This is a genomic window from Caballeronia sp. LP006 (assembly GCF_031450995.1).
Taxonomy (GTDB): Bacteria; Pseudomonadota; Gammaproteobacteria; order Burkholderiales; family Burkholderiaceae; genus Caballeronia.
In genome coordinates, this window is sequence record NZ_JARTVW010000005.1 from 2543414 (window position 1) to 2555597 (window position 12184).

The 12184-nt window shown below is 62.3% G+C and carries 11 protein-coding genes; 6 read left to right on the forward strand and 5 right to left on the reverse strand.

Going from position 1 to position 12184, the window contains the following annotated elements; translation table 11 throughout:
• Window positions 1-19: 19 nt before the first annotated feature.
• The 3 genes from P9250_RS28475 (at window position 20) to fumC (ending at window position 4948) form a co-directional block, all read left to right on the forward strand.
• Window positions 20-1450 carry an MATE family efflux transporter gene (locus tag P9250_RS28475; protein ID WP_250509320.1) on the forward strand — a complete coding sequence of 477 codons (1431 nt, stop codon included), beginning with the start codon at window positions 20-22 and terminating at the stop codon, window positions 1448-1450.
• A gap of 361 nt (window positions 1451-1811) precedes the next feature.
• A complete protein-coding gene (locus P9250_RS28480) occupies window positions 1812-3488 on the forward strand; it encodes a phospholipase D family protein (protein ID WP_310396416.1) in 1677 nt (558 codons plus the stop codon).
• A gap of 53 nt (window positions 3489-3541) precedes the next feature.
• A complete protein-coding gene (fumC, locus tag P9250_RS28485; RefSeq protein ID WP_310396418.1) occupies window positions 3542-4948 on the forward strand; it encodes a class II fumarate hydratase in 1407 nt (468 codons plus the stop codon).
• A 59-nt stretch (window positions 4949-5007) separates the two neighbouring features.
• On the opposite strand, the gene P9250_RS28490 is transcribed toward fumC, so the two are convergent.
• Window positions 5008-5541, reverse strand: a complete 534-nt coding sequence (locus P9250_RS28490; protein ID WP_250465286.1) for an acyl-CoA thioesterase — start codon at window positions 5539-5541, stop codon at window positions 5008-5010.
• A gap of 77 nt (window positions 5542-5618) precedes the next feature.
• A complete protein-coding gene (locus P9250_RS28495; protein WP_244825866.1) occupies window positions 5619-5765 on the reverse strand; it encodes a hypothetical protein in 147 nt (48 codons plus the stop codon).
• A gap of 139 nt (window positions 5766-5904) precedes the next feature.
• Here P9250_RS28495 and P9250_RS28500 point away from each other — a divergent pair, with 139 nt between their 5' ends.
• The gene (locus tag P9250_RS28500) at window positions 5905-6627 is read left to right on the forward strand and encodes a helix-turn-helix transcriptional regulator (protein ID WP_244825867.1); all 723 of its coding nucleotides are present in this window, start codon (window positions 5905-5907) and stop codon (window positions 6625-6627) included.
• Between the two features lie 62 nt (window positions 6628-6689).
• Here the strand turns inward: P9250_RS28500 and P9250_RS28505 are convergent, their stop codons facing one another.
• Window positions 6690-7661 (reverse strand): thymidylate synthase, encoded by a 972-nt coding sequence (locus P9250_RS28505; RefSeq protein WP_244825868.1) that lies wholly within the window; start codon window positions 7659-7661, stop codon window positions 6690-6692.
• 146 nt (window positions 7662-7807) lie between these two features.
• Window positions 7808-9187, reverse strand: a complete 1380-nt coding sequence (locus P9250_RS28510; RefSeq protein WP_244825869.1) for a sigma-54 dependent transcriptional regulator — start codon at window positions 9185-9187, stop codon at window positions 7808-7810.
• Window positions 9188-9897: 710 nt separating this feature from the next.
• Between P9250_RS28510 and P9250_RS28515 the strand changes: the two genes are divergently transcribed.
• Complete coding sequence (locus P9250_RS28515; RefSeq protein WP_250509324.1) at window positions 9898-10041, forward strand: hypothetical protein; 144 nt, start codon at window positions 9898-9900, stop codon at window positions 10039-10041.
• An 89-nt stretch (window positions 10042-10130) separates the two neighbouring features.
• The gene (locus P9250_RS28520; RefSeq protein ID WP_244825870.1) at window positions 10131-10634 is read left to right on the forward strand and encodes a dihydrofolate reductase; all 504 of its coding nucleotides are present in this window, start codon (window positions 10131-10133) and stop codon (window positions 10632-10634) included.
• A 59-nt stretch (window positions 10635-10693) separates the two neighbouring features.
• Here P9250_RS28520 and pmbA read toward each other — a convergent pair whose 3' ends face one another.
• Complete coding sequence (gene pmbA, locus P9250_RS28525) at window positions 10694-12064, reverse strand: metalloprotease PmbA (protein ID WP_250465288.1); 1371 nt, start codon at window positions 12062-12064, stop codon at window positions 10694-10696.
• Window positions 12065-12184 lie beyond the last annotated feature (120 nt).

Here is a 12184-nt window from a genome sequence, read left to right on the forward strand (position 1 = left end):
ACGAATGGCCGCTCAAGACATGCAATCCCATTTCACGCGCGCGGCGGCGCATCCGCCGAGTTTTTCGCGCCATGCCGTCGATACGGCGCGGCTCGCGGCGCCGCTCGCCATCGCGCAACTCTCGCAAATGGCGATGGGCGTCACCGACACCATCCTGCTCGGCTCGTTAGGCCCCGATGCGCTCGCCGCCGGCGGCCTGGGCGCGAACGTGTTCTTCGTGATCGTGACGCTGCTGCAGGGCGTGCTTACGTCCGTCAGCGTATCGGTGGCGCATGCGCGTGGCGCGAACGCCGAACATCAGGTGCCGGGCATCTACTGGACGGGGCTCGTGTTGTCGGTGCTGCTTGCGGTGCCCGCGTTCGTGCTCCTGAGCTACGCCGAGGCGATTCTCCTCGCGTTCCATGAACCGGCTACGCTCGCCCGGAATGTCGGTGAGTATTGCGCCGTGCTGCGCTGGGGCACGCCGGGCAGCCTCATCGGCATTGGATTGATGCGCGCGTTTCTGCCGGCTATCGGCGCGGCGCGCAGGCTTTTGTGGGTGTCGATCGGCGGTGTGTTCGTCAACGGTTTCCTCAACTACGGGCTGATTCACGGCGCCTGGGGCCTGCCGCGCGAAGGGTTTCTCGGTTCGGCTGCGGCGACCACGATCACCATTTGGGGCATTGCGCTCGCGCTCGTCGCGCTGTTGCATCTGCGGCCGCGCTATCGGCATTTCGTCGTCGCGGCGCGTCCGCGCATGCCGCTCATGGGCGAACTCTTCGGCATCGGCTGGCCGGTCGCCATCACGTATGGCGTCGAATCCACGCTGTTTCTCGCCACCGGCCTCATGGTCGGCTTGCTTGGCGAAGCGCCGCTCGCCGCGCACCAAATCGCGATTAACGTGGCGTCAGTGGCCTTCATGGTGCCGCTTGCCATCGGACAGGCGGCGAATGTGCGCGTGAGCTATTGGGTCGGCGCGGGCGTGCCGCTCGCGGCGCGTCATGCGGGCTTCGTCGCGCTCGCGCTCGGCGTCGGCTTCATGGTGCTGTCGGGACTCGTGCTGATTACCGTGCCGCGCGCGATCGTCGGGCTGTATCTGCATCTCGGCAATCCGAAAAACGCGCAGACGGTTGCGCTCGCGGCCTCGCTGCTGGGTGTCGCCGCCGTGTTCCAGATCGTCGATGGCATGCAGACGGTCGGTTCCGGCTGCCTGCGCGGCCTCAAGGACACTCGCGTGCCGATGCTCGCCGCCGCGTTCGGTTACTGGGGCGTCGGTTTTCCGACGGGTTATGTGCTCGCGTTCCACTTCGAACTGGGCGCGAAGGGCTTGTGGTGGGGCCTCGCGGCGGGGCTTGCGAGCGTCGCCATGCTGATGACGCTGCGTTTTCATCGAATCAGCCGGCGGATGGTCGAGACGGGAAGCGTGAAGGTTGCGGATGGCGCGACCGCGCCGGTTCACGGCCCGACGTGAGCGCGTAGTTCGAGCAAATAAGCATCACAACCGCTTTCCCACATACAAAGCACGAATCCTTGGTTGGAGAGACCAGCAGGCATTGTTAGGATGAACCCGTCTCCTCCTTGAGACTCCAGTGACAGGGGTTCAAGCCCGCTCCACCCGAGCGGGCTTTTTTTCGTCCGCGCTCCGGCGCCGATACGCGGGTCGCGTACTGCCTTTCCGGGCGAATCGTCCAATTTCCCATAGAATATTTCGAGACCAGCACCGGCGAGAACGGTAATTGCTACGTCGCGAAACCGAGCATCGGCATCGTCATGAATGCCGGGCCGTATCGAGACCACGAAAAAGAGGAATGACAGTGTCGCGAAACCGGGGAATGGATGAAGCTGCCATCGGTGCAAGTGCAAGTGCAAGTGCAAGAACGAGCAGCACGAGGAAGATTTCGAGTCGCACCGCGCGCCTCTTCGCAACGCTCGCGCTGACGGCACTTTGCGCCGCTTGCGCGACGCGCCCGCCCGCCACGGCGTTCGATCGCCCGGTGAGCCAGGCATTGCCGGCCAGCGAAAGCACGCCGCTCGGCGACGCGCTCGCGCCGCTCGAACGCAAGCACCCGGACCAGTCCGCCGTGCGTCTCCTGCCAAGCGGCACGGAAGCGCTGCAGGCGCGCATTGCGCTCGCGCGCGCGGCGACGAAAACGCTCGACATGCAGTACTACATCGCCGAGGAAGACAACACCGGCAAGCTGCTGCTCGCCGCCGCGCTCTACGTGGCGGACCACGGCGTGCGCGTGCGCATGCTCGTCGACGACCTGAACTTCAAGGACATCGACCGCATCATGGCGGCGCTGAACACGCATCAGAACATCGAGATTCGCGTGTTCAACCCATACGGCAGCGCGCGCGAGAGCTTCACCGAACGCACGCAGAACTTCTTCTCCAATGTCGATGGCTTCACGCGCCGCATGCATAACAAGGCGATGATCGCGGATAACCAGATCGCCATCGTCGGCGGCCGTAATCTCGGCGACGAATACTTCAGCGCGAGTCCGACGCTGCAGTTCCGCGATCTCGATGTCTTCACCGCCGGACCCATCGCGCAAAAAGTCTCCGCGAGTTTCGACGACTACTGGAACAGCGCGCTGTCGTATCCGCTGCGCGTGTTGAACAAGCAGAAATTCGACGCGTCCGAGCTAGACAAGACGCGCGACGATCTGCGCGCACACTGGCGCGCGCAAGCCGAACCGCTCAATGCCAAGCCGCTGAACGCGACGCCGCTCGCGCAGCAGATCGCGCAGGAAGATCTGGAACTCGTGTGGGCAGAGACCGAGTTCTGGGCCGATTCGCCGTCGAAGATCGAGAACCCGAGCGAGGACTACAAGAGTCCGCCGATGGCGCGTCTCGCCGACCTGCTGAAGAGCGCGCAAAGCGAATTCCTGATTCTGTCGCCCTACTTCGTGCCGCACGATGCAGGCGTGAAGGCGCTCGCCGATGTCACGCGGCGCCACGTGCGCGTCGCCGTGCTGACCAACTCCCTCGCCGCCACCGATGCCGTCGCGGTCCAGGCGGGCTACGCGCCGTATCGCATTCCTCTGCTGCAAAACGGCGTGGAACTGTACGAATTCAAGCCGATTCAGATTCAGGGCGAAGGCCGTCCGCGCGCCGGGCTGTTCGGCTCGCAATCGCGCGCGAGTCTGCATGCAAAGGCGTATGTCATCGATCGGAGTATCCTCGTGATCGGCTCGATGAATCTCGATCCGCGCTCGGCGCTGCTCAACACCGAACTCGCGCTCGTGATCCATAGCCAGCCTATCGCCGATCAGACCGCGAAGCTGTTCGATCGAGGCATCACGCCCGAGGTGAGCTATCGCGTGGAACTGGCGAGCGCGGCGGTCATTGCGAGTCTGCAGCGCACCGGTTCGCCGCAATCCGGCCTCGTCTGGACGACGAAGGGCAAGGACGGCATGGTCACCTATAACTTCGATCCCGAAGCGGGCTTGTATCGAAACGTGATGACGGGCCTCTTCATGCTGCTGCCAGTCGACAAGCAGTTATGAGGCGAGCGGCTCGCATCGGCACCGAATCTGACTCTCGTAAGGAGCTTCAAGCAATGACACAGAACGCAAAGGGCGATGTACGCATGGAGAAGGACACGTTCGGCGAGATTGCCGTGCCGAACGACAAGCTTTGGGGCGCGCAAACGCAGCGCTCCTTGCAGAACTTCAAGATATCGACTGAAAAGCAGTCGCCCGAGCTGATCACGGCGCTCGCTATCGTCAAGCACGCAGCCGCCGACGTGAACGAAGAGCTGAAGGTGCTCGACGCCAAGAAAGCCAAGGCGATCAAGGAAGCCGCGCAGGAGATCATCGACGGCAAGCATCCGGACGAGTTTCCGCTCGCCGTGTGGCAGACGGGCTCCGGCACGCAGACCAACATGAATCTCAACGAGGTAATCGCGAATCGCGCAAGCGAGCTGCTCGACGGTGAGCGCGGCGAAGAGCGTCTCGTGCATCCGAACGACGACGTGAATCGCGGACAGTCGTCCAACGACGTATTTCCGACGGCCATGCATGTCGCCGCCGCATTTGCCATCGTCAAGCATCTCGTGCCGGCGCTCAAGACGCTGCGGGACACGCTCGACAAAAAATCGAAGGCCTTCGCGGATATCGTGAAAATTGGCCGCACGCACTTGCAGGACGCAACGCCGCTCACGCTCGGCCAGGAATTCTCAGGCTATGTCGCGCAACTCGATCAGGGCATTCGTCACGTCGAGGCAACCCTGCCGCATCTGTATCAGCTCGCGCAAGGCGGCACGGCCGTCGGCACGGGGCTCAATGCGCATCCGCAGTTCGCGGTGAAAGTCGCGGCGGCCATCGGCAAGCTGACCGGCCTGCCGTTCGAAACCGCGCCCAACAAATTCGAAGTGATGGCCGCCGCCGACGCGCTCGTCGCCGCGCACGGCGCGTTGAAGACGGTCGCCGCCGGGCTCATGAAGATTGCCAACGACATCCGCTGGCTCGCGAGCGGTCCGCGCTGCGGCCTGGGCGAACTTTCGATTCCGGAAAACGAGCCGGGCAGTTCGATCATGCCGGGCAAGGTCAATCCCACGCAGTCCGAAGCCGTGACCATGCTCTGTTGTCAGGTTTTCGGCAACGACGTGGCGGTGAACTTCGGCGGCGCGAGCGGCAACTTCGAACTGAACGTGTTCCGGCCGATGATCGCGCATAACGTGCTGCAGTCCGTGCGTCTGCTCGCGGATGGCGCGCTCAGTTTCAACGACAACTGCGCGGTCGGTATCGAGCCGAACGAGAAGCGTATCGAGAGTCTCCTGAACGAATCGCTGATGCTCGTGACGGCGCTCAATCCGCATATCGGCTACGACAAAGCCGCGCAGATCGCAAAGAAGGCGCACAAGGAAGGCACGACGCTGAAGGAATCGGCGTTGGCGCTCGGACACGTGACCGAGCAGCAGTTCGATGAATGGGTCAAGCCGCAGGACATGGTCGGCAACAAGTAGCTTGTCGATCGATCACGAAGCCCGCGTGCGCATGCGCGGGCTTCACCGGTCAATGCGCTTCAAACCTTCCCCGCCGCGACCTCTTCCGGCTTCAGTTCGACGATAGCGTCGAGCGCATCTTTCACGTCCATCGCGTAGCGCGCGAGACGCTTCTCTTCGTCCGATTCCGGCACGAACGCGGGCACGGGCGTTGGTTGACCTTTTTCATCGACGGCGACGAAGACCATCAGGCAATCGGTGGTCTGTTCGAGCTCGCCGACTTTCGGATCGCCCGCGTGCACGGAGATGTGGATATGCATGCTGGTGCGCCCGGTCGCCACCACGCGCGCGCGTAGTTCCACGAGATTGCCGACGAGAATCGGCCTGCGAAAGCGGATATTGCCGACGCTCACCGTCACGGCATACCGCCCGGACCACATCGCCGCGCATGCGTACGCGGTTTCGTCGATCCACTTCATCAACGCGCCGCCGTGCACCTTGCCGCCGAAGTTCACCGAAGTCGGTTCGGCGAGAAAACGAAACGTGGTTTCGGCGCGGCCCGCGCGAAGGGCGCCGGGTTCGGCGGGAGCGAAAGTGGAAATGGGCGTATTCATGGGCGTTCCGTTTTATCGAAGTTGCACGCGCTCTTCAAGGCGCATACGCCCGATTATAGGGTCGGCAAAAAGCTCGGCTAATTGTGCACGGTCACGCCTTCGTCGATGGTGCCGTACATCGTGATGCTGCCGCCGCCCGCGCCCGCCGAAGAAGGCCCGCCCGCGCATCCGGCGACAAGCGCGATCAATCCGGCGACGACGGTGACTGTGATGAATCTGATCATGCGAACTCCTTGCTGCCGCGATTACCGATACGAAGGGCCATTCTAGCGCCGGCTGCGGATGCATCGACGTTTCACCGGGCAGTGAAACATCGCGTGCGATTGCGCGCTAGAGTATCTGAAACGGTTCCGGAGAAGCGCCATGAACTCAAGCCCCGAAGACTCTCGTTCCCGCCACTTTCCCGGCCTTTCGCGCATTGGGGCGTTGCTCGCCGATCCGGGCCGCGCGGCCATGCTCTGGTCGCTGATGGACGGCACCGCGCGCCCCGCCGGCGAACTCACGATGATCGCGGGACTCTCGCCTTCGGCGGCGAGCGGACATCTCGCGCGTCTCACCGAAGGCGGATTGCTGGCGCTGGAAGTGAGCGGGCGGCATCGCTATTACCGGATCGCGACCGCCGATATCGCCGCCGCGATCGAAGCGCTCGCCAATCTCGCGCGCGCGAGCGCGCCGGAGCGCGAGCCGCAGCGGCCGCCGAGCGCGGTGCCACTCGACATGCGCTACGCGCGCACGTGCTACGACCACCTGGCGGGCGAACTAGCGGTGCGTGTCTTCGATACGATGATCGCTCGCGACTGGCTCGCCGCAGACGGCGCCACCGAACTCGAAGCCACGAAAGACGGCGCGCAGGCCTTCGCGCAACTGGGTATCGACCTGACGGCACAGCGGGCGCGCCGCAGACGTTTTGCGTGTACGTGCATCGACTGGAGCGAGCGGCGGCCGCACTTAGGCGGCGCGCTTGGCGCGGCGTTTCTCGACGCTTGCGAAGCGCATGGCTGGATCGAACCGACATCGAAACGCCGTGTGCTGCGCGTAACGCCCTCAGGACAGCAACACTTCCAACAATTTCTGTCGATGCGCTGAGCCAAACAAAAACGCACGGTTTTGAGCCGTGCGTCTTTGCGTCCTGCATGAGAAAGCGATAATCAAACCGCCATCGGCGCCTTCAAAGCTTCATGGTGTTTATAACCTTCGAGCGCAAAGTCTTTCGGCTCGATTTGTTCCAGCCATTCCGGTTCATAGCGTTTCGTGACAGCGTAATCCGGCACGCGATCCGAAATGATGAGCTGGGGACTCGGAAAAGGCTCGCGCTTCAATTGCTCGTTCAGCATATCGAGTTGATTCTCGTAAATATGCGCGTCACCGATGAAATACGTGAACCAGCGCGGCTTGAAACCGGTCAGCCGTCCGACGAGATGCAGCAGCGCCGCGCCTTCGGTCAGATTGAACGGCGTGCCGAGCCCGACATCGTTACTGCGGATATAAAGACACAGCGAAATCTCGCGCGTCGTTACGTTCGGGATGAATTGATACAGAAGATGACACGCGGGCAAAGCAATCTCGTCGAGCTTGGCCGGATTCCACGCATGAAAAAGAATGCGCCGGTCGGTGGGACGCTCGATGATCGTATCGAGACATTGCCTCAACTGGTCGATCGCCTTATACAGCAGCACCTGCTCGCGGCCGTTTTCGACGAAGCTCGTCACCAATTGATAGCCGCGATTGGTGGCGTCGGCGATCTGGTCGCCCGCGCAGGCATCCACGAGCTTGTAGGCCGGCCATTTGCGCCATTGCACGCCATACACGTCGCCGAGATCGTCCTCGCCCTGGCGATACGGATTCTCGAGCCACTGCGGATTTTCATTGGCGTTCGCGTCCCAGACCTTGCAACCGAGCGCGCGGAAATCAGCGGCGCTCTTCGAGGCGCGCAGAAAGCCGACCATTTCGCCGATCGCCGACTTGAACGCGAGCTTCTTCGTCGTAACGGCAGGAAAGCCTTGTTGCAAGTCGAAGCGCAACATCGCGCCCGGAATGCCGATGGTGCGGATGCCCGTGCGGTTTTCCTGCCACGTGCCGGTATCGAGAATCGTCTGGACGAGCTCGAGATACTGTTTCATTCGATGATCCTTGGAGGCGCGACGCGCCTGAGCGAATGCCGGCGCAAAGAAGCAATTTTACCAAGCGCAGCGCGCGGACGCTCTTCGTGACGCAAAAGAAACGGGCGCTTGAAGCGCCCGTTCGAATGTCCTGCCAAGCCTGAGCCTTAGCCGCGCGTGGCGTGCTCCGGCGGCGCATCCACCTCGATATGGCGCATGCCATGCGCACTCAGCAACCGATACAGCGTCACGCGCGAGATGCCGAGTTCGTGCGCGGCATCGCCAAGACGCCCGCGATGACGCAGCAATGCGAGTTCGATGGCCTGACGCTCCGCCGCCTCGCGCGCTTGCGCAAGCGACACCGGCGCCACTTCGACGTATTCGCCCAATTCGAGATCGCGCGCGGTGATCTGCCGCCCTTCCGACATGACGATGGCACGCCGCACGCGGTTGATGAGTTCGCGCACGTTGCCCGGCCAGCCGTAGTTGTGAATCGCGGCGATGGCGCACGGCGAAAAGCCGCGCAGACGCCGGCTTGCGTCCTTCTTGAAGCGATCGAGCATGTGCTTCGCGAGCAATTCGATGTCTTTACCGCGCGCGCGCAGCGGCGGCTCGTCGATCTGCAACACGCACAGGCGGTGATACAAGTCGGCGCGAAAACGCCCTTCGATCATCGCGGTTTGCATATCGACGTGAGTCGCCGAGATGATGCGGACATCGACGGGCGTCGAACCGTGACCGCCCAGACGCTCCACCTTGCGCTCCTGCAGGAAGCGCAATAGGCTGGCCTGGCTTTCGAGCGGCAGATCGCCGATTTCATCGAGGAACAGCGTGCCGCCGTTGGCCGCTTCCACGCGCCCGATCTTGCGCTGATTTGCGCCCGTGAATGCACCGCGCTCGTAGCCGAACAGCTCCGATTGCAGGAGATGCGCCGGAATCGCGCCGCAGTTGATGGCCACAAACGGCTGATCGCGACGCGCGGAGCGCTCGTGAATGGCAACCGCCGTCAGTTCCTTGCCCGTGCCCGATTCGCCCGAGATGAACACGGGCGCGTCCGTCATGGCGACTTTGCGAATGGAGCGAAACAGCGCCAGCATGGCGTCGCACGATCCGACCATTTCGCCTTCGGCGCGGCCTTCGCTGCGCGAATCGTTCGATGCCGCGTCATGCAGCGCGACCATGCCGTAGGCGTGTCCCACGGAATCGACGATGCGATCGTTCGAAGTCGGCATCGTGACGTAGTCGAAACAATAGTCGCGAATCAGCCGGCGCACGGCGGCGTCTTCCAGTTGTCCGGAAACGGTGGCGGCGACCCAGCCGACGTTCGTCATGGTCAACGACGACTCGAACGCCGCCAATTCGTGAGACTCGAAGTGACTCGACAAGTCCAGCAGACCACCGATTGCCATATCGCTACGCAGGGCTTTCTTCGTGTCGCGCGCGCTCGCCACGATTTCGATCTGCCAGCCGCGTTCTTCGAAGCGCGCGCATAGCATCTCGCTGGGATCGCGAGTCACATAGATAAGTTGCCGCCGAGCGACGTCCATTATTCAGATCCTTTCTTCAACATTCGTTGAAAAGGTCGCGTAGTTCAGGCTCTCGCTGCATGCAGAAATCAATGTCCTCGCGCTGTGTGGCGAGCGGACTCGCGTTTCGATTCGTTGCCTCCGGGAACGACGCATCTGGCGCCGTGAACCCTTCCACGAATCCCTATTGACCGATTCTGCGCCATTTTCGAGAGACTACTATAACCCATAAACCCCGCAAACAAATATCGTCAAGGCCCATTGGACTGGTCACAAAACCCTGACAGGACGGGGCTGGCAAGAATTTCTCAATGAATTATTAAAAGCAAATGAGACGTTTTAATAAGACAAAATCTTATACCTGATTCACAGGAAATTCATGTTTTTCTCCCTTCGCGTTTCACGTGTGAAACGTTTTCGTCCATTCGGCCACGATGATTTTCTGCCGTTTTCATCATGATCTTTGCACGGTAACGGATTGCGACTGTTGGCATGTATCTGGCTATATTCGACGCATGCGGACAGGTAAGAAATGCAAGCCGCATTTCGTTTCGTCAGCAGATTTTTAGCCTGGTCGCATCTCAACTCGATATACCAGCCGCCTGACTGTTTTATTCCCGAAACACTTCCGGGAATACTTACTCGGATATGTCGCCACGATGGCTTTCGATCATTCTTTACCGGATTGCGCGCCGACTTCCCGTTCGTCGGACGTCGAGGAGCGACGCGCCTTGTCGTGGACAAATGCGCGGGATGCAGCGAACACGAGCGACGCCGAATCGCACCAAGGGCAGTCTTCGAACTACGGCGTGAGCGTCACGCTATGGGACGAGTTCACGCCCGAGCGGCCGGGCTTCGATCGGACCAAAGGCTGAGTAGAGGCAAGACAGCGGCGGGCGTCGGTTAAAATCGCGGCACGGTCGCGCCTCCTGCGCGCCTCACTCCTGCACGACTTTTCGACTACATGACGACGCTGACCCTGATCGTCGCCCGCGCGCGCAATGGCGTGATCGGACGAGACAACGACCTGCCCTGGCGCCTCCCCGAGGATCTCGCTTTCTTCAAGCGCACGACGATGGGCGCGCCGATCATCATGGGACGCAAGACGCATGAATCGATTGGCCGGCCGCTGCCCGGGCGGCGGAATATCGTCGTGTCGCGCGACGCCACGCGTCGCTATACCGGCTGCGATACCGTCACGAGCTTGGCCGATGCCCTCTCGCTCGCCATCGCCGACCACGCAAGCGAGGCCTTCGTGATCGGCGGCGCGCAGTTGTACGGCGACGCCATCGCGCAGGCGGACAAGCTGATCGTCACCGAGATCGATGCCGATTTCGAAGGCAACACGCATTTTCCGGCGCCGGACGCCGCGCACTGGCAGGAAGTCGCGCGCGATCCGCGGCGCGCCGCGCCGCCGAACGCGTTCGACTTCGCGTTCGTCACGTATCGACGCCGGGCGGACGCATGAACGAAGGCCCCGGATAGCTCGCGCCATCCGGGGCCTTTTTCTTGAACCACCTCTAAGTTTTACTGCCCCGCGATGGTCATCCGTTCGATCAGCACCGAGCCGATTTCCTTCGTGCCGCGCACGACCGTATCCGCGCCGATCGCCTCGATGTGGCGGAACATTTCCTGAAGCGTGCTCGCGACCGTGATTTCCTCGACCGCGTGCTGAATCTTGCCGTTCTCCACCCAAAAGCCCGACGCACCGCGCGAATAGTCGCCCGTCACGTAGTTCACGCCCTGCCCCATCAGTTCGGTAAGCAAAAGGCCGGTGTCGAGCTTCTTCAGCATGGCCTCGAAGTCGTCTTCCGGCTTCGTATTCGAGCTTGTCATCGTCAAATTATGCGAGCCGCCCGCGTTGCCGGTGGTCTTCATGCCGAGCTTGCGCGCCGAATACGTGGACAGGAAATAGCCCTGCACGACGCCGTCATCCACCACATTACGACGCTCGGTACGCACGCCTTCCTCGTCGAACGGCGCGCTGCCCATGCCGCCCTTCACGTGCGGATCTTCGACGATCTGAACGTGCGGCGCGAACACCGGCTTGCCGAGGCTGTCGACGAGAAACGTCGTCTTGCGATACAACGCCCCGCCGCTCACCGCTTGCACGAACGAGCCGAGGATGCCCGCAGCCAGCGGCGCTTCGAACAACACGCGGCACTTGCGCGTGTCAAGGCTCTTCGCGTTCAGACGCGCGAGCGCGCGTTCGGCGGCGTAGCGTCCGACGGCTTCCGGCGCGGCGAGTTCGGTGGCATTGCGGCGCGACGTGTACCAGTCGTCGCGCTGCATGTCGCGTCCGCTCGCGGCAATGGGCGCGCACGCGATGTAATGCCGCGAGTACGGATAGCCCGCGAGGAAGCCGCGCGAGGTCGCGAGCACGAACTGCGAATGCTGCGCCGATACGCTCGCGCCTTCCGAATTGGTCACGCGCTTATCCACCGCGAACGCGGCGGCTTCGGCGCGGCGTGCGAGCTCGGCGGCCTCTTCGGCGTCGATGACCCACGGATGATAAAGATCGAGGTCCTGAGGCGACTTCTCCAGCAAGTCTTCTTCCGCGAGCCCGGCGGCGCTGTCTTCCGCCGTGAAACGCGCGATGTTGTAGGCGGCCGCAACCGTATCGCGCAGTGCTTCGCGCGTGAAGTCCGCGGTGCTCGCATTGCCGCGCTTCTTGCCGATGAAGACGGTCACGCCCACCATCTTGTCCCGGTTGTGCTCGATGGTCTCCACTTCGCCGCGCCGCACGCTTACCGAAAGGCCATCGCCTTCGGAGATTTCGGTGGCGGCATCGGTCGCGCCGAGTTCCTTCGCGTGACGCAGGATGTCGGAGGCAATCTCCTTGAGTTCGTCTTGCGTATGCGGGAAAAAGCGTTGCTTGACGTCCATGTCTGCTGCCATTTTGTGTGTGCCTTAGGAGGTCGGGGGCGCCGCGCGCCCGCGCGTGTCGTTGCAAGAGGATTCCCGCTTTCGTCCGGCCTTTCGATGAAGCAGACGGCGGGGTCGATTCGATCGACGCAT